Annotated in this window: 18 protein-coding genes and 5 pseudogenes; 7 read left to right on the forward strand and 16 right to left on the reverse strand. The window is 52.8% G+C overall.

Translation table 11 applies throughout. The annotated features are described in order from the left end of the window. Positions 1-153: 153 nt before the first annotated feature. The 5 genes and pseudogenes from tnpC to AFK24_RS31535 all read right to left on the reverse strand — a co-directional run. A pseudogene (gene tnpC, locus AFK24_RS09220) lies at positions 154-1,482 on the reverse strand (IS66 family transposase); the annotation flags it as partial. A 61-nt stretch (positions 1,483-1,543) separates the two neighbouring features. Beyond that, complete coding sequence (gene tnpB / locus AFK24_RS31530; protein ID WP_065832955.1) at positions 1,544-1,879, reverse strand: IS66 family insertion sequence element accessory protein TnpB; 336 nt, start codon at positions 1,877-1,879, stop codon at positions 1,544-1,546. Continuing rightward, entirely contained in the window at positions 1,876-2,199 is a 324-nt protein-coding gene (gene tnpA, locus AFK24_RS09230) for an IS66-like element accessory protein TnpA (RefSeq protein WP_065832956.1), read from the reverse strand. Before tnpA ends, tnpB begins: the two co-directional genes overlap by 4 nt. A gap of 1,002 nt (positions 2,200-3,201) precedes the next feature. Continuing rightward, positions 3,202-4,012: pseudogene (locus tag AFK24_RS09235) on the reverse strand (inositol monophosphatase family protein). A 180-nt stretch (positions 4,013-4,192) separates the two neighbouring features. Beyond that, positions 4,193-4,381: an AbrB/MazE/SpoVT family DNA-binding domain-containing protein gene (locus AFK24_RS31535; protein ID WP_065832957.1), complete on the reverse strand. Its 189-nt coding sequence runs from the start codon at positions 4,379-4,381 to the stop codon at positions 4,193-4,195. 195 nt (positions 4,382-4,576) lie between these two features. On the opposite strand from AFK24_RS31535, the gene AFK24_RS29800 reads away from it, so the two are divergent. Beyond that, entirely contained in the window at positions 4,577-4,771 is a 195-nt protein-coding gene (locus AFK24_RS29800; RefSeq protein ID WP_276204943.1) for a KTSC domain-containing protein, read from the forward strand. Between the two features lie 485 nt (positions 4,772-5,256). Here AFK24_RS29800 and AFK24_RS09245 read toward each other — a convergent pair whose 3' ends face one another. Next, positions 5,257-5,883 carry a hypothetical protein gene (locus AFK24_RS09245; RefSeq protein ID WP_065832958.1) on the reverse strand — a complete coding sequence of 209 codons (627 nt, stop codon included), beginning with the start codon at positions 5,881-5,883 and terminating at the stop codon, positions 5,257-5,259. Positions 5,884-6,218: 335 nt separating this feature from the next. On the opposite strand from AFK24_RS09245, the gene AFK24_RS09250 reads away from it, so the two are divergent. Continuing rightward, a complete protein-coding gene (locus AFK24_RS09250; protein WP_065832959.1) occupies positions 6,219-6,551 on the forward strand; it encodes a hypothetical protein in 333 nt (110 codons plus the stop codon). A 21-nt stretch (positions 6,552-6,572) separates the two neighbouring features. Here the strand turns inward: AFK24_RS09250 and AFK24_RS09255 are convergent, their stop codons facing one another. After that, positions 6,573-7,526, reverse strand: a complete 954-nt coding sequence (locus tag AFK24_RS09255) for a tyrosine-type recombinase/integrase (protein WP_065832960.1) — start codon at positions 7,524-7,526, stop codon at positions 6,573-6,575. 1 nt (position 7,527) lies between these two features. Further along, entirely contained in the window at positions 7,528-8,211 is a 684-nt protein-coding gene (locus AFK24_RS09260; protein WP_065832961.1) for a hypothetical protein, read from the reverse strand. 461 nt (positions 8,212-8,672) lie between these two features. Here AFK24_RS09260 and AFK24_RS30630 point away from each other — a divergent pair, with 461 nt between their 5' ends. Further along, positions 8,673-9,641, forward strand: a complete 969-nt coding sequence (locus AFK24_RS30630; RefSeq protein ID WP_139110474.1) for a hypothetical protein — start codon at positions 8,673-8,675, stop codon at positions 9,639-9,641. 52 nt (positions 9,642-9,693) lie between these two features. Then, positions 9,694-10,290: a hypothetical protein gene (locus tag AFK24_RS30635; RefSeq protein ID WP_139110475.1), complete on the forward strand. Its 597-nt coding sequence runs from the start codon at positions 9,694-9,696 to the stop codon at positions 10,288-10,290. Positions 10,291-10,699: 409 nt separating this feature from the next. Here AFK24_RS30635 and AFK24_RS09265 read toward each other — a convergent pair whose 3' ends face one another. The 6 genes and pseudogenes from AFK24_RS09265 to AFK24_RS09285 all read right to left on the reverse strand — a co-directional run bounded on the left by AFK24_RS09265 (position 10,700) and on the right by AFK24_RS09285 (position 16,600). Then, complete coding sequence (locus AFK24_RS09265; protein WP_065832962.1) at positions 10,700-12,694, reverse strand: hypothetical protein; 1,995 nt, start codon at positions 12,692-12,694, stop codon at positions 10,700-10,702. After that, positions 12,684-14,627, reverse strand: a complete 1,944-nt coding sequence (locus AFK24_RS09270) for a hypothetical protein (RefSeq protein WP_065832963.1) — start codon at positions 14,625-14,627, stop codon at positions 12,684-12,686. The genes AFK24_RS09265 and AFK24_RS09270 overlap by 11 nt, the downstream gene beginning before the upstream one ends. After that, on the reverse strand, positions 14,624-15,118 hold the full coding sequence (locus AFK24_RS09275; protein WP_240500365.1) for a hypothetical protein: 495 nt from the start codon (positions 15,116-15,118) through the stop codon (positions 14,624-14,626). The genes AFK24_RS09270 and AFK24_RS09275 overlap by 4 nt, the downstream gene beginning before the upstream one ends. A gap of 659 nt (positions 15,119-15,777) precedes the next feature. Continuing rightward, positions 15,778-15,930, reverse strand: a complete 153-nt coding sequence (locus tag AFK24_RS31540; protein WP_240500366.1) for a hypothetical protein — start codon at positions 15,928-15,930, stop codon at positions 15,778-15,780. 21 nt (positions 15,931-15,951) lie between these two features. Next, positions 15,952-16,152, reverse strand: a pseudogene (locus tag AFK24_RS31995) (HNH endonuclease); the annotation flags it as partial. Further along, entirely contained in the window at positions 16,127-16,600 is a 474-nt protein-coding gene (locus tag AFK24_RS09285; RefSeq protein ID WP_065832966.1) for a hypothetical protein, read from the reverse strand. The pseudogene AFK24_RS31995 and the gene AFK24_RS09285, both read right to left, overlap by 26 nt. A gap of 29 nt (positions 16,601-16,629) precedes the next feature. Between AFK24_RS09285 and AFK24_RS09290 the strand changes: the two are divergent. The 3 genes and pseudogenes from AFK24_RS09290 to AFK24_RS09305 all read left to right on the forward strand — a co-directional run bounded on the left by AFK24_RS09290 (position 16,630) and on the right by AFK24_RS09305 (position 19,371). Continuing rightward, positions 16,630-17,246: pseudogene (locus AFK24_RS09290) on the forward strand (tyrosine-type recombinase/integrase). A gap of 181 nt (positions 17,247-17,427) precedes the next feature. Further along, positions 17,428-18,336 (forward strand): alpha/beta fold hydrolase, encoded by a 909-nt coding sequence (locus tag AFK24_RS09295; protein WP_065832967.1) that lies wholly within the window; start codon positions 17,428-17,430, stop codon positions 18,334-18,336. 792 nt (positions 18,337-19,128) lie between these two features. Continuing rightward, positions 19,129-19,371, forward strand: coding sequence for an alpha/beta fold hydrolase (locus AFK24_RS09305; RefSeq protein WP_065832969.1), 243 nt, complete (start codon positions 19,129-19,131; stop codon positions 19,369-19,371). A gap of 561 nt (positions 19,372-19,932) precedes the next feature. Here the strand turns inward: AFK24_RS09305 and AFK24_RS29810 are convergent. Next, a pseudogene (locus AFK24_RS29810) lies at positions 19,933-20,019 on the reverse strand (response regulator); the annotation flags it as partial. Positions 20,020-20,314: 295 nt separating this feature from the next. Beyond that, positions 20,315-21,646 (reverse strand): deoxyguanosinetriphosphate triphosphohydrolase, encoded by a 1,332-nt coding sequence (locus tag AFK24_RS09310; protein WP_065832970.1) that lies wholly within the window; start codon positions 21,644-21,646, stop codon positions 20,315-20,317. Between the last annotated feature and the right edge of the window lie 6 nt (positions 21,647-21,652).

Below are 21,652 nucleotides of genomic sequence, written 5' to 3' on the forward strand. Positions count from 1 at the left end.
AGAAGGGTACGCCTCTCACGATTAGTACCCAGCACCTTGCGATGCCTCGTCACATTGTCGAAGGCGCTCTTGATTCAGCCTTCTAGATTCACCCGGTGACACGGGTGGTTCCCTCAAAGGGGAACAACTTCTGTAAGCGACTTCGTGTCGCACTTCTGCCCAGTTATTATCTATGGGCACCGCCCCGTCATCGAGATAGCGCGACAGCGCTGCCCAGCGTTTGAGGCTGTAATCGAGTGCTCTGCTGATAGCCGAACCTTCGGGCACAAGATCACGCTGGGCGATCATCCAGGCATGCAGCCGATCCATCACCGGCACGGCTTTTTCTTGCCGGATTCGGCACCGTAAATCCGGCTCCAGGTCACGCACTTCGCTCTCGATTTCGTACAATAACTGGATGTAGCGCAGCGCCTGCTCGGCGATCTGGCTCTTGTTCGTTGCGTGCAACTCGAAGAACTTGCGCCGGGCGTGGGCCATGCAGCCGATCTCGGTCACGCCGAGTTCGAAGCTGGCCTTATAACCGCCAAAATCGTCGCAGACCAGCTTACCTCTCCAGTCTTGCAGGAAGTTGCGAGCATGCTCACCGGCGCGGCTGGGGCTGAAGTCATAGACGACAGCGGCTGTTTCGCAGAACTGGCTGGTGGCGTACGCCCAAACATAAGAACGGTGGGTTTTCTTCGAGCCCGGAGCAAGCATCTGCACAGGTGTTTCATCCGCGTGCACGACCTGCTGCCCGATCACGACGTCACGTAGGGCGTCGACCAGGGGCTGCAACTGCACGCCCGTAACGCCCACCCATTGAGCCAAAGTGGAGCGTGGAATCGCCAAGCCGGCACGACCAAAGATCGATTCCTGACGGTAAAGCGGCAGATGGTCAGCGAACTTCGCGATCATGACGTGGGCAAGTAACCCGGCAGTCGGGATGCCCTTGTCGATGACCTGCGCCGGAACGGGTGCCTGGATCAGCGTTTCGCAGTCATCGCAAACCCACTTGCCACGAACATGGCGCTCAACGGTAAATACGCCCGGCGTGTAGTCCAGCTTTTCGCTGACATCTTCACCGATGCGCTTGAGTGCGCAGCCGCATGGACAGTGGATGTTATCCGGTTCGTGATGGATCAACGTGCGTGGGAATTCTGCCGGCAATGCAGTGCGCTTGGGCTTTTGCTTTTTCTCAGTCGCCACTGGCGCTATTTGCAAGGCTTGAAGCTCGGCCTCAATCGCTGCGATATCGGTATCGATCAGGTCATCAAGCAGGCTGGCCTGCTCAGGATTCAACTGCTCGCTGCGCTTGGCAAACTTCAAACGCTTAAGTTGTGCGATCTCGTGGGTCAGCTTCTCGATCACCGTTTGATCGCGGTTGATCTTCTTGCTCATGGTTTCAACTGTCTTGCCCATGGTCTCGACTTGCGACAGCAACTGCGCAGCGAATGCACGCAGTTGGTCGGGAGTCATTTGATCGAGATTGGGCGAGGAAGTCAAGCCGTAGATTTTACCAAAGCAGACCACTGACGACAGCCAGCCAACACGCTAATTACAGTTTTTAAAGCAGCATGATTGCACCGCCAGCGCCAACACGTTGCCAAGGTAGACCGAGTACCAAGGCCTGAAGTTGTTCGGTATCCAACTGCATTTCGCTGCCTTGTCGAAGGCTTGGCCAGTGAAACTTGCCCTGGTTCAAGCGACGTGCGGCCAGCCAAACACCAATCCCATTGTGTACCAGCACTTTCATGCGATTGGCCCGGCGATTGGCAAACAGATAAGCGCAGTGCGGCTTCGCCGCACCGAAGACCGCGATCACTCTGGCCAGCGCGGTCTCGGTACCGGCGCGCATGTCCATGGGCTCAGTGGCGAGCCAGATGGCGTCGATGCGGATCATCGCAACAGGTCTCGAAGGAAAGCGGCGCAGGCAGCAGCACTATTGGTTGGCCAGTTCACTTTGACGGTGCCGCGCGGGTGCAGAATCTCAACGCTGATATTCGATGAAGATCTGTGCGCCGTTGTTTGCATAGGCAATGGGATGAATGCAGTTTGAAGCGCCGTGTTTTTCTGCGCTTGCACCCGAATCCATTTGTGGACGAGGTTAGCGTTGAGGCTATGGCCGAGGGCGATACTGGCGATTGAAGCGCCGGGCTGGGCGCACTCTTGAATGACCTGAGCCTTGAAGGATTTGGAATAGGAACGGCGTGTTGGCTGCATGAAATACCCGCTTAAAAGGCTAGAACTGGTGCCCACTTAAATTTAAGTGCACACCATGTCCAAGCATTGCGGGGTTGGGTAGATGACTTGGCCGGACGCATACGGGGATTCTCACCAAGTACCCTTACCGGCAATACCTGCTAGCGCTTTAGCATCCCGTTGGTCATGGCAGGGGCAGCTGCGCAATGGCTTAACATGGGCCATTTGTACTAAAGTTAGCAAGTTTATGTCATCTACATAAACTCGCGAACTTTAGTACAGTTGCTATTCATACTGTCCTTGCAGCCGTCGAGTAAGCGTCTACGAGGCGACCATCGTTAGCAATGAAACACTCGCCCATTGGTGTTTCCTCGGTTTGGTTAACGCGGTGTCGATTCTGGCCCAGGCAGCGTTGCCAGCGATGGATTCTCTCTGCGGCTCCAAGGGCAGCAGGTTTGCGGCTGACCGAATGCCTGCGAGCAGAGCTGGCCAGTTCTGCAGTGCAGGTTATGGCGGTGTTACCAAGGCTGATCGATACCCCGATGAGCCGCGATTTCCCCGGCGCGAAAGCCGTTCCTGAGGATATTGCAAAATAGATCGTCAAGCGTGCCTAGAAGGGGTCGATACCCTTTACCCAGGTTCAATGCTGCAGCAGTGACGAAAGGGGTGCAGTTGACCGCGAAGCAATAGGCGGAGGTTGCTCGGCGTATCTTTGAGCAAACCTCGCGGGACTCTATGAAGACCTCGTATCACCATCGCTTGAGTTAGCAGGGCCCGCGTCGGCGACTACCTGGCGGCAAATGATGTGCGTGTCTTCAGCGTTATGGTCGGCATTGACGTAGTGTATTATTTGCCTTGAGGTGCTTTGATTTGGCATCCAATACGGCGCAAATTACGGCTTATGGCCGCCTGCCGACGCAGTGGGCGAGTGAAATCGATCAGTTGTTGCTGCATAAGTGGCAACCGGATTCATCGCGTAAGGTGTGAGACTTGCTTCAATCTGGTCGTAATCAAACTGGATGTTTATTTGAACAGCCTGCTCCAATCGCGCTTACTCAATTCGAAACATGCGCTGGCCGAACCCCCAAATACTCTCCCTGACACCCGTGTCATGGTGTCCTCTGTGGTGTACCGAACTGGGGCTCCATTTTCATCAACCATTACCCCCTTTGCGCCAATCAGCAACGCATGCCCGGCCACAACATCATGTGCAGAAACCGGATAAAGCGAGCAACCGCACCCCATCGCCGGCGGCAACCTTCGCAAGCCGATAAGCAATCGATGGCATAGCGTGGAATGCCGCCGGCGCGCACAACTGACTGTTGATTTTGGGTTTGTCATCAGCCGCAGCGCTAACCATTACAGTCGTCTTCTCTGTGAGCAGTTGATCTGAGAGATCGGCGGCGATGCGGTGGCCATTTCTCACAAGGTGATCCATACCCTCTGCCCACGCAATGCAGTCGGAAATACCCGATACAGCGACCGGTGCATGCACCACCCCAAGCACGGGTTGGCTGTCATGGAGCAAGCCAACAGATATCGCCGAGCCTTTGAGGCCTCTCAAAAAGTCGCTGGTGCCATCGTTCGGGTCGACGACCCAACAGAAAGGGTCTCCAGAAAGTACATGGCCGGTCTCTTCGCCCCACCAATCACAGCTTAGAATTGCCAGCAGTTCCGCGCGAAGCAAAACCTCGATTTCAACATCTATCTCGGCTTTGTCTCCTGACCCTCTCCGGCCACTTGGGCGGGCGTATTCGCTTGCCAGTAGAACACCTACTCGCTCCACAGCTTCAATCACTTGCGGGAGAATCTGCTGCAAACGAAGATTGATCATGATGACCTTTGGGGGTGAGGGCAGGGGCGCATGCCTAGCTATGGCATTTGCACTCTGAAGCGTACGAACTCATTCATGGTTGAGTGATAGCGCTGTAAGTCTAGAGGTCTAGCCACTCGCCTGCTTATCCATTTTCGGCCGAATGTCTCTATGACCTACCGCAGTTGGCCAATACCGGTCTCAGGATTTCGTATCACCAACGCGGCTTGGCTTAAGCACTATCGATCCGTCAACCAACTCGATGCTCAGTGAATCACCGAGACCAATGTTCATGGCCGCCAGGACATCCGGAGGAAGATCGATTATGAGGTCTCCGCTGCCATCGCCCGGATCCTGGCATCTCACAGTCATCTGCACTGATTCACTCATTGGGCACTCGCTCTACTCTCGGCCGATGAATTGATCGATATCCTACGCCGATGCATATGCGACCGATAGCAATCGGCCATAAGCCGCTCTTGCGTCTATGCTGCGGCCGCAGATTGCGATGGCTATGAAAGCAAGGGCTCAACTGCCATCATCTCACCCAATATGGCCACACATGGGAGAGTGAAAGTCATGCAAATGGTACCTGTTCGATCTTCGGCTATCACGGCTGTCGGTTACGACTCAGCAACTCGCCGAATGAAGATCGCGTTTAAGCAAGGTAGAGCCTATGACTTTTGCGGTGTGCCCCCTGAGGTGCATCAAGGGTTGATGAATGCCGGATCCGTGGGAGCTTATTACGATCGGGTGGTTCGCGACCGCTATCAATGCTAACCGTCAGCCGGCTGCGGCACGCCGCCGAGAGCAGCTTTGGGTCGATTTCAGCAGATCGGCGGAGACGGAAAACTGCCAGAAATGGCCATCCTCACTTCATCCTATAATCGCTCTATAGTCGCTCTATAATTCCCTATAAACCGTGTCCCAGCCCTGAGCCGACGGCGCTTTCGCGGTTACGAAAGTGTTTTTTACACTTTGGGATGAATTCTGCCCTTCGTGCCTGGCAGCAAGCGGCCAAGAGGAGACCTTGCCCACTACCGAGTCGTCAAGGCTCCTATTGAAGCTTTGAGAGATACACCTTACCGGAACGGCAAGACGGCTTACTGGCTGATAGATCCCGACTCCGGTAAAGGTGAATTTTGCCTGCACATCGACAATAAGGGTCCAACGTGTTTCGATTTGACACTTCCTCTCTAGCATCCAATTTCGAACAGTCAAGCGCCAAACTACCTGCTAATTAGATGTGGGCGTGCCAATGGGGGCTATTTCGGCCCTAAGGCACCAATAGTGGAGGAGGCCGCTGCTCCCGCTAGCGCTCCGAACACTGCACCAGGGATGGCTCCAAGACCCGCTATGATCACACCTAGCTCAGCCCCGAGCACCGCGCCGCTTATAGCGCCTTGGAAGTCATGGGCGATCACTAATGCTAAATCTTTATTATCAAGTTTCTTACCGAACTCCTGAACGTAGAGAAGACTATCTTCAACAATGCTACCGATCGCCGCCGCAACTTCGTTATTGGCACCCTTGAGTTTCTCTGCAATTGATTGTAAGTCATGAAAAATCTCTTCGAACGCTTGACCGCTTAGCAGTCTCCTGCTGAACGCTTTGAGGATGTCGGCATTGCCCTCATCGATGATCCCATTCTTCACAAGACGGTCAATCTGCACATCAAAGGCTTTCTCAGTGAACAGAGTTTGAGCGTTCAACAGTAGAGTAGTCTCGATTAAGAATTTTCGATGATATTTGCCAATGTCGGTTGATGGTAACTTCAACGATGCGGCGGAACCTGACTGCTGCGCCATTCCAGCGATAGGAAGCATTGCGGCTAAGCCGACAAAGGTAGCTTCGAGTAGGACGTGGCGTCTTCCAATGTTAATGTCTTGCATCTTAAGCGCTCCCGTTGTCTTGGGTTTCTGCAATATGCCGAGTCTGGATGCTTGTGAGGAACAACTTTGTCTCACCAAGCTCCCACCAATTACGCTCGGCTTTGTTCTGCAGGAGCTTTCCGATAAAGCTAGCAGGTCAGCAGCGGCCAGGCCTGTCGCCGGCCTAGTAAAAAAAATGTCATTTTGCTTTCCGCGCTTAAGGAAGCTGCTGAAATCGAAATCAGCACGGCACCTGACGACTTTGGGATTCGAGACGCGCAGCTAACAATCGTGCAGAAGCGCATCTCACATCTGAGCGACCACCTTCGGCGTAAACACTGCCTGGACGAATAGATATGATCGCAGGACTGACTGAAGAAGAAATGCGCCAGGCGTTATTTGGGCCGGCAGGGGTGCCTGCTCTGTCATCCGTACAGCAAGCTCAGGAAGAACCCACCACCATTGCCGTAATACCGCCGCAAGCGGTAGCGAAAGGGACGCCACGCAAGTCGAGGATTCCAAGAATGAAAGTCACCCTGCGGGTCGGCAATGAGTTCGAAGGTGAGACTGAAATGTTCATCCATGAAGCGGATACGTTGAGCACGCTCCAGGCGGAGCTAGAGGCAACGAAGGCTGCACGCAAGAAATTCAAATACATTGAGGTTATCTCGGTGAAGCCTGCCAGATAGTTTCGAATCTGATAATAGGTCTTAGTATTTGACCCTGTACGTAGGGGAGTCTTCCGCTCGCAGCTGCCTACGGTCATAGATCCGGGTTGTGCTGATACTGGCGTGCCCGAGCCAGGCCTGGACCTTGGCTATGTCTGCCTCGTGCTCCAGGGCGTTAGTCGCTGCTGTTGCCCGCAGGCCATGCACGCCCAAGCCGGCGACCTCGATGCCTGCCGCTTTGGCGTAACTTCCGACCATCGCATAGATACCATTGGCGGTGATACCGGCGCCGGTCTGAAGACCGCGCAGCGGCATAAAGAGCGGCGCCTTGCCGTCTGCCTGGTGCTTTTCTGAAACCTGCAGGTAGGCATGGATGCGTTCTGCGGCGACTGGGTGCAGCGGCAGGTAGCGCAATTTTCCGCCCTTACCGTGGATCTGTAGATGCTTGATACCTCGGCGCTCCTGAATATCGCTGACCATCAGTTGTGCCGCCTCTTCACGACGCAAGCCGTGATAGAGCAGCACAGCAAGGATCGCGCGATCACGGAGCCCTTTGAGGGTTGCTGGATTGGGGGCATCGAGCAGGGCCTTGGCCTGGTGATCACCTAATGCTGGCGTTTTTCCTTCGTTGGTTTCGATCTTGGGCCGCTTTACGCCATGCACGGGGTTGCCGCCGGCGACCGCATTGTTTTCCAGCAGGTGATCGAACAGGCTGGCCAAGGCCGCCAGTTTGCGCCGGATCGTTGATCCAGCCAGCTTGCGCTGCTCCAGCTGGGCGCGCCAGGCTAAAACGTGGGAGCGGGTCACGGCGCGAAACTCCTCCGCTGCAGACAGTCCGACAAAGCTGCAGAAGTCCTGCAGATCATTCTGGTACGCACGGCGCGTGCGTGGGTTGTCGATGTTGGCAAACCACTCGACCGCCGCCGGCACGGCGGCTAGGTGATGAAATTCTGCAGCGGTTAGCCGGCGTTCCTGCTGGGTAATAAGTCCCGTCACGTCAAACCCCTCGCCAGTTATTCCGATGAACCTCGCGGCACCGATGTACCACTTGCTCTACCAGCGAATTGCGTGGGGTGGCGTGGATCCAACTATCCTCAAAAGGTGGGAGCGGCCCATCGGTCTCCAGCACCGCATTCAATTCCAATGAAAGCAAAATCAGCGTTTTGAATGCATTAGGCACCTGATCTGCTTCGAAGGATGCCCACCGCTGCCTCATGGCTTTTTCAGCCTTGCCCGCACGGTCCCATTCTTTGGTTTTGTGATGGACCAGCGCGTTACGTGCCGCTACCAGTCCTTTAAGCCCATTAATGGCTGGGCCATCCTCGCGCAGGGATCGACCACACACCAGCCGTGGGATGACAACCCATTTGCCTACCACATCCAGCTTGTCCAGATACGTTTTCGCCAGAGGCTCACCCAGCTGGATGAGCGCAAATTCATAGGCCGCCGCTTCGAGAGCCATCGCAGAAAACACGATGGTTTTAATGCCAGCCACGTTTTTTCTGGCTTCCTGTTGGTCGTAGGCTGTCGCATCGCTAGGCCATTGCGGTTTAGGGATTGGATTGCCCTTCTCGAATAAAAAACAGCCGAAAGCCTCTTCCGCAATTTCTGCGTAGGTCTCCACCATAGAATCGGCAATGACCCAGCTATCGCGAACCCGGAACGGTTCACTTGACGTCATCGATCACGCCCCTTAGATAATTGGTGATAACGTATTTTATCATTAGTAATGGACGCTATCACATTCCTGACTGATCGGTATGAGCAGGGCATAGAATAAGTAGTCAGGTAACAAGGGATCGGTTCGCTCGATCCGAATGCCGATGTGCGCAGGGTTGAATATTCAGATCGGTTTGCCACATCGCAGATCAAAGCTTGTTTGCAAAAGACCTTTGCCTGCTCGGGATGATGTGTTTACCCAAGAAGACGAAACGTTGGTTCAAACGGCCTCGCCTCAGGCGTGTCCCTCAAGGCTACGCTCCCCTATGCGACTGGTAGCGACGGTCACGCCTGAGGTGATGCATCGTAGAAGGTGTTTTGACAAAAATTAAAAATAAAATCTCCCAAATTCTAGAGATTTATGAACTATATTATTTAATACTTAACTGTGCAGTCACTTTGTTTTTTACAATGGAGAATGCTATGAGTCCGCATGGTGAAGGCGTATCAAAACTGACTATATATACAGTTTTGTTATCCGCTTTGTTTCCTATTTTAGGCAATGCTAAAGAATTAGTTGCTTCTCCTGAGCCTGGCAAGAAGGCTCTCATCTATAATGAGTTGCAACGTCAGTTTATCCAGAACACTGACAAAACAGAAATGCCAAAACTTGACTGCAGTGATAATAGTTTTGCACAAACCGGATATAATCTAGGCAAGGTAGAAATTTTATCCCCTTCGGGAAAGTATAGAGAGGTCGATTCTAAATCACAATGTTTAATAGATATAAGTACAGGTTGTCAATTAGGGATGTTTCCGGTAACTGAGATTGAGACGGAGGGGCAGTGGGCTTGGACAAAGTCACGTATAGGGCATCTTTATTTTTTGCACGAGATAGCAAGAAAATATGGAGTACCTAATTCAATACTAGAAAAACAATTTAACGCCATGAATGGAGCTATATTAAAAAATATACAGAGAAGAATAAATATGCCAATTAAAATTAAAAAAAACGGACTTGAGACTGGATTGGGAACGTCGAACGACATAGATAATGACAAGACTAGCGCCAAGCTGGAGCGAGCCTTTGCTGGTAGTTGGAATCTCTATGTGCATTCACTTCCAACAAGCCAACAAGTTAAGTTCCCAATACTGGTGGGCGTGGAAGAAGGATGTGGAGCTGGCGAGACTAGTTATGATGTTGAAATAATTCCACCTGGAGGTAAGCTCCGAATGATCAGTGATATTGATGCCCAGCTTTGTGAGGCCTTACATGTAGATCCATGGGACATGAAGTGCCAAGGCTGGTCCGTAATCGGCTCGAAAGATATAGGCCTCGTTGGAACTTACCGATACAGCATTGAATGGTCGAACGGAAACGTAGTGCGTGATAAGTTAACAGTAAATCAGCAGCGCGAAAAAAAGTTGTGCCTCCCACAAAGGTGTCCTTAGGATAGCAAACTTTTTGGTATAATTTAAAAACAAAAAGAGGATACCAATTAAAATGATACGCAATCAGAAAACAGGGATGGATGATTTTTTTAATATCGTACGTGAAGTAAAAAAAATTGCATTAGTGGCGGTTGGAGGATTAGTACTATTGCCCATCCTAGCTGGATTGGGTGGCTACACACCACCTTGGCCAAGCGGTATCGCGGTGATTACTTCTTTGGCAGAGCTGGTTATCTTAATTGTTGTTTATCAATTGCTATCTCACGCAAATCGGTCAACAGCGAATCGCGTAATTGCTTGTCTGGCAATAATTATCTTTTTTATGAGCGCAGTTTATGCAACTTTAAATGCCGTATTTGTGTATCAGATCCCGAATAGGGCTACTAGAGTCGTATTAGGTTGTGGCTTGTCGGAGAAAGCTATAGCTATAATTTCGGAGGCAGCATTTAAACCAGTCAGCGTTTGTCCTGGTGAGCTATCAACTCTGCTTGCTTCTGCGCAGTATGATACAGATAAGGTTTGGTCCGCGCACTCTGTTAGTCTTATTAAGTTATTACTTGTGTTCTCGTGGCTTATGGCTTTTGGTGGGCTCGCAGCGCTTTTTGGCGTGTTCGCTTCATTTCAACGGCGTCAGAATTCTACGAGCTAGTCACCTGGGAGGCGTATTAATTTATCAGCTCGGTGAGCGATGGCAGGGCATTGCATGTTGCTTGCCACCTTTCTCCCGCAATCAAGCACTCGAGCGCTGGCAGAAATTGGCCGTCCTCTGCCGGTTGTCACTAAGGCACCTGCTGGTCAAGTCGAATGCAAACGGTTGATCAGCACGGATGCATTCGACTGGTCAGTGGCAATGCAAATGGGTGGTCAAGTCCATGCAATTACGCAGCTCAATCCCTGCCCCTATTCTCGTCATAATGCTTGTTAGGCTTGCTGCGTGCCCTTGAAGCCACCACCCCTAATTGGGGCGCGGGACTTAAACGTCGAAATGATGCCAGTGGAGTGCATCTGTTTTTCGGCTAACGGCCGGCCACATACAGATAGGAGTTGGATTGCAGAATTCAGTCTGGGAGCTGAGGAGCGGCTTTAACCTGAGGCTTCTTCTTTCTAGGCTTCTGAGTTTTCGGGGACATTGACGAAGGTGGTTTGAGATTTCCTGGGACTCGGAAAACGACAAGATGACGAACAACTTCGCTACCTTCTGGTACTACGGACTCATACCACACGCACTCCTCGAGACTAGGAGGTGGTCCGTTGCGCTCAGCGATTTCCAAGACTCCCAAGAAGCCGAGCTTCACATTGGTGTTTTGGTAGCTGACGGCTTGATTACAATAGCTTTTCGCTGATGTTCGATCTAGATGCCCATGGTGCCGTTTCATCTCAAAGACGATACGGAATGCACCGAAGGTAACGTAAATGTCTGCTCGTCCTGTTGCGACCCCCTCAACCTCCGTCTTGATATCGGCGTGAGGGTAGTTGCCGCACAGCCATTGCCACAAGTCTCTTTGTAGGTTGAATTCAGTTGCATCGGGATCACGTAGATACCTACCCAGATCTTGTAGTTCCTTGAGTCCGGCGTCTTGTCGGTTGTGGCAAAAAAGGAGTACTTGCAGGAGCAATTCATCGAAGTGATCACGGACTTCGCCCCCGTAGTCCTGGCAGCGTACTAGATTATCGGAAGTGTTTTTGAGGAGTCGCTGGACAATTGGATTGCTAATGTCTCGGGAAGTGACGCGACGCTGACTCAATGCTATTTCAACAGTGCGCAGTGCCTCGTCTGACCATTCCGATGGCAGCTCATTGCTTTTGAGCAGCTCACAGAGAATGGGGTAATTTTCTTCCGTCATTAAACCATCCAATGAGGCATTGACCTCCGACATCTGTGTGACACGATGGCGTAACGCACTCGCGGTGCTCTGTTGATCAGGATCCCAGTTGGAACCGGACAATAGATCGTCAAGATGGGCTAATTGACCTCGTTCTTTTACGAAGCTGGATTCTATTCGTGGTCTAAGGAGCAGGCCGAGCCCTCCCATGGTGCTGAGGGAACGGTCTGCGTCATACACCGCCAGCAGGTTCTCGATGACAGACCAGGCTTTGAGCCAGCTAGGGCGTGTCAGATCCTTGGCAGCTTGTTGAACTGACCTAGTCAGGCGCACCCACTGAATTTCTCGATCCGTTCTTCCAACTAGCCATTCTGGGAGTAATTGGTTTCCCAGTTGACGGTTGTGATCGGAAACGGATTGGATAAGGATATCAACGCTACCGCTGATTAGATGTCCTGCGCTCCCTTTGGAGAAACCTTGAATAATGTCGATCACGGCTTCGTACGCCGCTGCGTCAGCGCGATCTTCATCTGCTAGTCGCGCATTGCGAAGAAGCCCTTTAGCTGTATCCAAATACATTAGTACATGGTCATAGACTTCAGAATTCAGAGCCTGGGAGATCTTGGCGAGCGCCAGTTCAAAAGAAGCTTCGCCTTCGGCATCCTCTACTTTTCGCAGATTATCCAAAGTTGTAAGCAGATCATCCTCCGCCCATATGTGGAAAGCGGCCCCGGCCAGCTTTGCAGCGTGTTGTGCGAACAATCCGTCTGCGCTAGGAGTGATGCACGCTAGGATCTTTAGCGGGATGAATTTGGAGATAGCGCCTGTAAGGGCAAGTCGAAATAGCGCCTCCAATGAATAGGCCGCGACTAATGCATCTTTGGGGGTTGATTGCATTTCGATACGCTTTTCCAGCACGCCGGTCAGTTGCCTGCGCACTCGACTGCGGAGCGCAATGTCATGGATTACCGTACCGGTCGCGGCGCGAAAAGCAGACGGATCTTGACCTTCGGCAAAGCCTCGCAGCAGCAACTTGTCCAGTTGGGAAGAATCCTCCGGCGATGAGTCGCTTGTCAGTTGGGCGATCACATCAAGATATGGCGCTGCAACCAGGATGTCAGCCTGATCCATGAGCGATTTGAGGCCGCCGAACGAGGCAATGGTTAAAGGTGCATCCGTCTGCAGATGCACTTCAATGACGCTTAGAACAGACGAACTCTTACCAGACATAGCCGCCTTCCGGCGCGACGCGACATTGTTTGTCCCCTAGCGCTGAGATCACTGCAGGTGCATTCGCACTGGCGACAAATATCTGTAAGCCCGTGGTTTCACCGGCGACACGCCGAAGTTCGCTGAGCAGTTTGGCGAGGTCACTTTCGCTGGTCTCTTCAGAGCCTGGAGAGTCAATGATCAGCAAGCCGGGATGCCGGCCGACGCCGAGTTTTTGGCCAACTCTCAGTAACGCTATGGCCGTGGCGATACGCAGTCTGAGGCGTTCACCAGTCGTAAGTTTGCTGAACCACGATCGTTGGCCGCCTTTGAGTACGCTCATTCTTGCATCAGACCCAAGGTCAACTGCCTCCAGCCCAAGCGCACCAAATTCGTTGGCAAGGCGAAGTATTTCTTCGTTGAGCGCATCCATAAGCTCACCTTTCCTGGCATCAAATGCTTTTTTTGCTTCCTTCAGTGCGATATCGATCAACGAAGCATCGCGGGGCGGTACTGGAGCAGGGGCGGCAGCGGTGTATTCTTGTAGAGCACCTTCGAGTCGAGCTACAACAAGTTCTGCTTCTCGTTGTAGTCGAAACGGGTTGCTGGCGCTCACCGCTACCAGTTTTGCCTGCGTAGAGACCAGTTTTTCTATTGCTAGTTTTGCCTCGCTTTTCGCTTCCTTAGCATTCTCCTTCGCCTCGCGGAACGCTTGCCGGGAGGCTTTGGCACGGGATTCTGCGGCTTCAAGTGCATCCGAGCTATCGTCCTGCTGATCATGGGTTATGGGTTCGGAACAGAGAGAGCAATTCAGGTCTGTGGCTTCGCGTTTTATCCGCTCTTTGGGTACAGATTTTTCGCAGCGAGGGCAGCAAGTTGGTTCCAGGCCATTGAAGAAAGCGGTTGTTATGACGTTCTCACGTAGATCTCGGAGTGCGCGCTCGTCTTGGTCTGCAATGCTTCTTAACGTGGCGAGATCTAAGTCCGAACGGGCAGATAGCTGCTCGAGGTTTGCTGCAAGTTTGGACTGCTCAGTTAGGTCAAAAGCTAGTCGATCTAAAGACTCTGCCGTCGCGCTGTTATCAGCTGCTGATGAGAGTTTGAGGCGCGCGTTATCAAGCCGTTTAGTAATACGCTCCCTTGAGTCAGATGCTCCATCATTTCGGGCGGAGTGGTTTCGGTTCGCGTAGGTAAGCTGCTGCTCCACTTCTTTTTTCGCAGTTCCAGCCTGCATAACAGTACTAGCCCAAGGCAGGCCTATATAGAGCTGAAGCATGCGTCCAGGTAGTCCTGCCATGAGGACATCGCCTAATAGGGCTTTGTGGTCTCCTCCAAAGTAGAGTGCGCCGGAAAGGGCTGTCCATCCGTGGGATACCGTAATCCCGCCTTCATCGTTGTCCTTTCGGGAAGAGATAGGCTCAAGGTCAAAGGTACTCATCATGAATCGAGACATTGCAGCAGCGAACCCTTCGTCGCTGCTGAATCGGTCGACATCATCAAATGTTCCATCGGGACGCAACCTTTTCAGGGCCCCATTGGGCTTTTTGCTCAGTACCTCAAATTCGACAGCGTACTGACGATCATCCAACTTGAAGGAGACATTTACCCAGGACAACCAGCTTCGTACATCATCCTGAAGCGCTTTGGCGTCCCCTCGCAGGCTCCATAGAATTATTTCAAGCACACTTGATTTGCCGACCAAGTTGGATTTTCCCGAGCTGCCGTGACTGGCAACTGCCCAGACTCCTGGTCCCAGATTGGACCAGCTAAAGTCAATTGAGCCTTTGAATTTGCCTTGCTTTTCGCCTTTGAACGCCACGTCTGAAATCGTTAGGGTGGGTGTCGGGCGCGCTGGCCGATCTCCGAAGATTCTGCGTTGCTGAAGCATTACTTCTGCTTCTGCAACTGGCAGGCCGGCGCCATCGGCGACCGTCTCAATCCAACTCATGGTCATGCAGCATTTCCTTGCAGTAGTACGTCCAGACGAATGCGAACACGTTCTGTAATAGGAGCGATGACATGCTTGAGTTCGGTGTTGGCGTACTCGGCCTGAAGGTATTGGCGATCTTTGAGGGCCTTGCCGCCCGTATCGGCAGCGACCCTGGCGACGACTGTTGCTCGGTCTCTATACCAGGCGAGTTCTTCAGCCATCGCCGATAGTGCTTTTATTGCATCCCGGCCTTTGGTGGTAAGTAGGTAGATGTGCTCTTGTATGTTGCCTGGAGTGCCTTGGCGTTTAATCCTGATGAACTCAGCTGCCCGAAGAATGGACAACGCATTGTCCAGCGGCTCGAAGGCGCCAAATAGAAAACGAACCATTGGAAGACGGCGCAAATCGGGCTCGCGGGAATCAAGTATCTGTTGCGCCAGTTTTATTGAATTTGGGTCGCCAGTTACCTCGAACTCATTCAATAGTTCGTTGGCAAGGTAATCGGGGTTCCGCATCCAGAAATCCAGGGCCTGGAGGCGAGATTGGGCGCGGAGGGTTGCTACAACATCCTCCCCCCAGGATGAGTCCATTACTTGCGTAGACGCCGCATCTATACAGGCGAGAAGGCGTACTGCACTCTGACGATCACTCGCTGTCGGAAGGGTGCTCAAAGGATGATGCTCCCAAGCGCATTGGGTACTTCGATGTCACTGTGCATAAGAGTCCCTGCCTATGCCATCTTTGATAGGAAGGCACATTAACATCATTCTGGCGGAGGTTGGCAAGTGGGCAATCGCGCAGACTTGACCACCCATTTGCATTCGACATGAGCAGTCATTTGCATCGTATTCGACCATTACGTTTCGTTGCCATGACCGGCATAGAACGGCCGTTAGCTGCCTTTCGCAAGAGGCCGCTTTGGGTCGGTTGCCGTCCTTCGCGACGGGCAAAAACGGCCAGAAGCAGCCTGTAGTCTTAGGCAGCGAAAAACCTTGGCCGGAGGACGCTGAATAGCTATAAACGGCCAAATGGGTTCATATTTTGTTAGCAGTCCCCCTGAAGAAACCAGCACAAACTCTCGCTGCAGACCCAATAGCTCCTATGCATCCGCCTCTTGAACCCACAGCCAGAAGCGGACATTCGAGATTATCTCCCTACCAGTCACCGGGAAAAATCACTTCTCTTTTGGAGTTTCTAAATCATGAATGTGTCTGGCCAGATGCTCAGGGTTCGGCCAATCATTTACAGATTTTGGCAGCGCGATCTTAATTCCTTCATACTTCCCATAGTCGCTATCACGCATATCACGAGCGAGACGAACAGTCATAGTGCCTGGGTCAATCCAGAGGCGTCCCAGATCGAACAGTGTGTGAATGTCCGACCTAAGAAGCAGTCCATTGTCAGCGCGGTTTGTGTGGATACCCCGATAACGAACGATGTGGGCGGCCTCAAGCACATCGACCGTAGAGCATCCCGTGACTGCGCATTTCTCTTCGTAAGCGACTAGTATCAGCGAACGGAAATTAAACTGCCCCTTGGCGCATGGCAACCTGCATCAGCACTCGCTTTCGACCATCGAGTTCATCATCGATCGGTGCTATCTCAATCGCGTCGACTTCACGACGAGCTAATGCCGCAGCACGAGCAATCAATGTTTGCGGCGCCTTGTATACAGTGCCCCCGCCTGAAGAGTCGTACTCTAATACCCAAATACCATGAACCACAGGAACATAAGGTTCGTACCTCGCCCTCGTCCCTGAAGAGGTTTTGAAAAGCCTGTCGGCAGGATGGCCAGAATCACTCCTGCGTCCTTTTTTTACACCTTGATAGTGGGCCCTGATATCACTGTTGACTGACATTTTCTCCAGATCCGGCCTGATATTTTCTGTGTTGAACTGCGGATCTCGCATCCTTATCAGTGCGCCCACCTCAGCAACAGATACCGGTCGCGGACGGAAGCAGTTGGCCAACTGCTGCCCTTCTTGCACGAGGGGCATGCTGGACCTCCATCAACGGAGGTAATGACATGAACGCAAAAACCACTTCCTCATATCAGTCTTGGAATAAAGGCAAACTGGTCGGTCAAAAATCACCGCTCCGCTTGCGTGAGATCTGGGGCATCAGAATCAGGCTCGAGCTTGCGCAAAACGTGAGGGATCTAGCCCTATTCGATTTAGCAATCGACAGCAAGTTACGTGCATGCGATCTGACGAAGCTACGTGTTCGTGATGTCGCGGAAATCACGTTGCAGCTAGGGCAATGGTGATGCAGCAAAAAACAAAACGGCCCGTTCAATTCGAGATAACTGCTCATACGCGACTCGCTGTGGAGGAATGGGTACACCAGGCTCGACTCAGAAATGGGGACTTCCTGTTTCCAAGTCGGCTAAAAACTTCCGAGCACCTATCCACGCGTCAATACTCACGCATAGTGAAAGCCTGGGTAACCTCCATCAGCCTCGACCCAGTACCATATGGCACTAATACGATGCGTCGGACCAAGGCTTCATTGATCTACCGGAGAACAAAAAACATCAGAGCAGTACAGATACTTCTCGGTCACACCAAGCTCGAAAGTACTGTCAGATATCTTGGCATCGAAGTGGACGACGCGCTTGAGGTGGCCGAGCAGACTGAAGTATGAGCGGGCAACGGCGACGGGGCAGTCATCCCGTCGCTTTCGGCTATAAGAGGCCACTCAAGAAATGATATCGCTGTAGGTTCGCGGGGAAAATCGCATCCAGTAAACAAACACATAGCTTCGCAAATCCGAATTTCGCATATAGGTCTACGCTTCTCCATTACTCACATATGGAGACGCCGTGATGATCCGAGCCCTGCTGATCGCTTCCATGCTAGTTGCCGTAGGCTTTCCAGCCCATGCTGACGTGACACCATTCCCTTCGACGTTTCATACGCGAGACATAGCGGTAGATGGCGCCAAAATCCATGTGCGCGTTGGTGGCAAAGGGCCGGCCGTAGTGATGCTGCATGGCTTCGGCGACACCGGCGACATGTGGGCGCCATTGGCCGCCGACCTGGCTAAGGATCACACCGTCGTGGTGCCCGACCTTCGCGGTCTGGGCCTATCGTCGATTCCGGAGAATGGCTACGACAAGAAAACCCAGGCGGGCGACGTTCGTGGGGTGTTGGCGGCGCTGGGCATCGAGCATGCGGTGATCATAGGTCACGATATAGGTACCATGGTCGCCTTTGCCTACGCCTCTCGCTATCCGCGACTGACCGATCGGTTGGTGGTGATGGACGCGCCCGTGCCCGGTATTGCGCCGTGGAACGACATCGTTCGCTCGCCAATGCTATGGCACTTCGACTTTGGCGGCCCAGACGCCGAGCGTCTGGTGGCTGGCCGTGAGCGCATTTACCTCGACCGTTTCTGGAACGAGTTTGCAGGTGATCCTACCAAGGTCGATGAAGCCACCCGCCAGCATTACGCCAAACTCTATGCCCGCCCCGGTAGCATGCGCGCAGCCTTCGCCCAGTTTCGCAGCATTCGCCAGGATGCAGTGGACAACGAAGCGTCTATGAAGACAAAGCTGACCATGCCGGTGCTGGCCGTCGGCGGTGAAAAATCCTTCGGCAACAACGAAGCGATCGTGATGCGCAATGCCGCAGACAACGTCAAGGAACTGGTAATTCCGGGCGCAGGACATTGGCTGATGGAGGAAGCGCCCACTCAAATCATCCAGGCGATACGCCGTTTTATAACCCAGTGACGACTGTGCAGATAAACCTGCTTCTTCGGGAAACATTATCTTGAGCCAATGCTCGCGAGGTTAGTAGCTTTTCGCATTCTAATCGAACAAATCGGGCTGGGGATTTTGGGGATTGAAACGAAGAATAACTTGCTCAAGGTCAACAGGTACGTAGACTTCCGTCGAGTGCACTGAGTGCCTGCTTTGGGTCGGCTCTTGCCGTTCGCGACAGGCAGGATTCCGCCAAAAACAGTCAATAAGCGACCAAAAAACCTGTGGCGACTCAGGCTGCGTATTGGCGTAATGCATGCTCAAAAAAAATGGAGAAGACGTGACGTATATTCAAGGGAGAAGCGTTATTTAAGTAGTTGAGCAGCTTGATTAGCGAAACAAACGCAAAGACTGCCCCAAGCGTGGAGATCCAGAGAATCAAGGCACGTCGGCGCGACCGTTTTATATACTCGCAATCACGCTTGAAGTCGGTGTCGTTCTGCAGAATTCGATCTCTGTCGCTATTCGACAGTAGGTCATCATAGCGAGTTTTGAACGACTGATAGGTTGCCTTGAACCGATCAAGTTCAGCCTCGGATTCCCTATAGGCATAGAAGAGGGTACTCAACGAGAGCAACAGGAACATCAGAAAAATATAGTAAATGCCAGTCGTAAAAGTTCCTTCCGTAGCAGTTTTGGACATTGAGCGAATTATGAATGTCGTGACGATGAAGGAATAGACACTAAAGACCGAGATTCTTAGGTAGCTACCGATGGTTTTAACCATGTCGCTGGCTGATCAGCCTGCGCCACAAGAGCATCTTGGCCAATCCGCAACACCTGGAAAACTTCCTCAAGAGCGTAGATCTGAGCAAGTTCCAGATGGGCGACTTCACCGCCAATCTGCCAGACATCAAAACGCCGACCTTGATCACCTGGGGTCGGGATGATCGCTTCGTGCCTATCGACTGGAGTCTGAAATTGCTCAACGGTTTCACGTGCGCTCCTTACTCGCCAATTTGTCATAAAACCCGGTCTACCCAAAGCACTCGCGCATCGGAATAACGCCCCTTTAATCCAGGGAATTTGCTGGCCCCGTTTTCGTACTCAAATGGTGCGATAACTCGACATAAAAGGGCAAAAAGTACACGCTCCTAAGTAAAATCTCTGGATAAATGTGATTAGTGCACATTCGTCATTATTCGCTTCGCACGCTTTTTTCTTCATTTTCAGTTGTTTGAAATAGGCCTGGTAATTGCTCTAACGATGGCAGGCCTAGCATTAGTGAAGTCTGGTAGGCATTTATTACGGAAGGTAGGCTCCGACCCAGAGTGCGCCTGATCTAACGGCTCTCTTTCGGCCAGCATCTCGCTAAACAGTAATCGTCACTAAAGAGACATAGATATTCGTACGCCCTAGCGAGCTAGGCCTGTTCGTAAGTGCTACGAGATATCCAGAGAAAAACTTTAGTGAAATATAGCCCGATATACTGATGTATAGCAGATTTCGCTATACATCAGTATATCGGGCTATATTTCATTATGTCGGCAGGCGTCCCAAACCCGAATGGGTTGAGCTCGAGTTTATTTTTTAATGAATCGAGTGCGAGATTTAATGACAACTGATGCCCTGGTTGTTGAGCAGGATCTGCGTGGCGATCAGTTGAAATGGATGATCCTCCACCAGCAGGATGCGCAAGTTGTGTTTAAACATGGGAGGAGCTTCCGGCAACGTGCTGGCGCAACGCGGATGCGGATCGAGGCGGACCGGCAGCCTTCGAACGGCATCGGCGGTGGCTATTGGACTAATGGGAGATGTGCCAGTAGTGGCAATCAAAGTGGCGGGATTATTGGGCAGTGCCAGCACCCAAGCGATAGGACCTTTCTGATATGTGCGTAGGGAAATTCTGAAGTTTTGATGCGCATCCCGCACCCTCTGGTGCTGAAATGCTTCAAATGGATGCCGTCCCGGCGTGTGGCAACGCGTGGGACGGCATCTCTTCAGTGCCTTACATGGGGCTCGAACGCCCGGTCATCTCCCTGGCCATTTCACTGGCGTAGCTGTCGGTCATCCCGGCGATGAAGTCGATCATGCGCAGAAATGATGCGTGCAGTGGCGCATGTGGATCGGGGGCGCTGTTGCCCATCAGGTCGAGAATGCGTCGATGCTTGAACGACGGCGTGCGCCCGCCGAACTGTTCCACTGCTGCGCCGCAAAACGCATTGAGGAGAATTTCGAGGGTGGTGTAGGCGCCGATCTCGTGTAGGGTCTTGCGCTTGTCCTGGAAGATCTTCTTGCGCGCCATGTCCTTGGCATCGAGCACGCAGCGCTTTGCCGGGCCGTGCATGTGTTCCACCAGGTCGCCACTGAGGGCGCCCGCCAGCAACGCGTCCTGTTGCTCGACGAACGCCCGCGCGGCAGCGTTGGTCAGGTGTTCGATGGCCTTGCCACGCAGAATGGCCAGTTTGCGCCGCCGCGAGTCGTCCGGGCCGAGCTGCCGATAAGTGTCCGGCAAATCATCGCCCACCAGGCTCAGCAGCAAGGCCTCGACTTCGGCATATTCCAGCAGGTCCATCTCCAGCCCGTCTTCCAGGTCGATCAGGGCATAGCAGATGTCATCGGCGGCTTCCATCAGGTACACCAACGGATGGCGCGCCCAGCGTTGTTCCTCAAGTTGCGGCAAGCCCAGTTTGTGGGCGATCTGTTCGAGGATCGGCAGCTCGCTCTGGTAGCAGCCGAATTTGTGTTTTTTGTAGCCGAGCGAGTCGGCATGTCGCGCGGTCCAGGGGTATTTCAGGTACGTACCCAGCGTTGCGTAGGTCAGGCGCGTGCCACCATCGAACTGGTGATATTCCAGTTGGGTCAGGACCCGAAAACCCTGGGCATTGCCCTCGAAGTTGAGGAAGTCATCCCGTTCGACTGCACTCATTGCATCCAGCCAGCCGCGCCCTGCCGCCTGATTGAACCAGTTGCGAATCGCATCCTCGCCAGAGTGGCCAAACGGTGGGTTGCCGATATCGTGGGCCAAGCAGGCCGATTGGATGACCATGCCCAGATCACCCGGGTCGCACCAGTCGGGCAGGGCGCTGCGCAAGGTTTCACCGACACGCATGCCCAGCGAGCGACCGACGCAACTGACTTCCAGCGAATGGGTGAGGCGGGTATGGATATGGTCGTTGCTCGATACGGGATGCACCTGTGTCTTGCGCCCGAGGCGGCGAAACGCCCCGGAGAAGATGATCCGGTCGTGATCCTTGTGAAAAGGACTGCGCCCCAACTCTTCGGGGCTGTGCAGGGTTTTGCCAAGACGTTCGCGGTTGAGCAGGGTTTGCCAGTCCAAGGCTCT

This window comes from Pseudomonas syringae (assembly GCF_001698815.1).
Taxonomy (GTDB): Bacteria; Pseudomonadota; Gammaproteobacteria; order Pseudomonadales; family Pseudomonadaceae; genus Aquipseudomonas; species Aquipseudomonas syringae_A.

Coding starts and splice junctions, on each gene's coding strand:
- AFK24_RS09285 (WP_065832966.1), bottom strand. CDS start 16,600: ATGCCCCTCGTGCAAGAAGGGCAGCAGTTGGCCAACTGCTTCCGTCCG.
- AFK24_RS31540 (WP_240500366.1), bottom strand. CDS start 15,930: ATGACTGTTCGTCTCGCTCGTGATATGCGTGATAGCGACTATGGGAAG.
- AFK24_RS09260 (WP_065832961.1), bottom strand. CDS start 8,211: ATGACGTCAAGTGAACCGTTCCGGGTTCGCGATAGCTGGGTCATTGCC.
- AFK24_RS09275 (WP_240500365.1), bottom strand. CDS start 15,118: ATGCGGAACCCCGATTACCTTGCCAACGAACTATTGAATGAGTTCGAG.
- AFK24_RS30630 (WP_139110474.1), top strand. CDS start 8,673: ATGAGTCCGCATGGTGAAGGCGTATCAAAACTGACTATATATACAGTT.
- AFK24_RS29800 (WP_276204943.1), top strand. CDS start 4,577: ATGGTACCTGTTCGATCTTCGGCTATCACGGCTGTCGGTTACGACTCA.
- AFK24_RS30635 (WP_139110475.1), top strand. CDS start 9,694: ATGATACGCAATCAGAAAACAGGGATGGATGATTTTTTTAATATCGTA.
- AFK24_RS09265 (WP_065832962.1), bottom strand. CDS start 12,694: ATGTCTGGTAAGAGTTCGTCTGTTCTAAGCGTCATTGAAGTGCATCTG.
- AFK24_RS31535 (WP_065832957.1), bottom strand. CDS start 4,381: ATGAGTGAATCAGTGCAGATGACTGTGAGATGCCAGGATCCGGGCGAT.
- AFK24_RS09245 (WP_065832958.1), bottom strand. CDS start 5,883: ATGCAAGACATTAACATTGGAAGACGCCACGTCCTACTCGAAGCTACC.
- AFK24_RS09295 (WP_065832967.1), top strand. CDS start 17,428: ATGATCCGAGCCCTGCTGATCGCTTCCATGCTAGTTGCCGTAGGCTTT.
- AFK24_RS09270 (WP_065832963.1), bottom strand. CDS start 14,627: ATGACCATGAGTTGGATTGAGACGGTCGCCGATGGCGCCGGCCTGCCA.
- AFK24_RS09250 (WP_065832959.1), top strand. CDS start 6,219: ATGATCGCAGGACTGACTGAAGAAGAAATGCGCCAGGCGTTATTTGGG.
- tnpB (WP_065832955.1), bottom strand. CDS start 1,879: ATGATCCGCATCGACGCCATCTGGCTCGCCACTGAGCCCATGGACATG.
- tnpA (WP_065832956.1), bottom strand. CDS start 2,199: ATGCAGCCAACACGCCGTTCCTATTCCAAATCCTTCAAGGCTCAGGTC.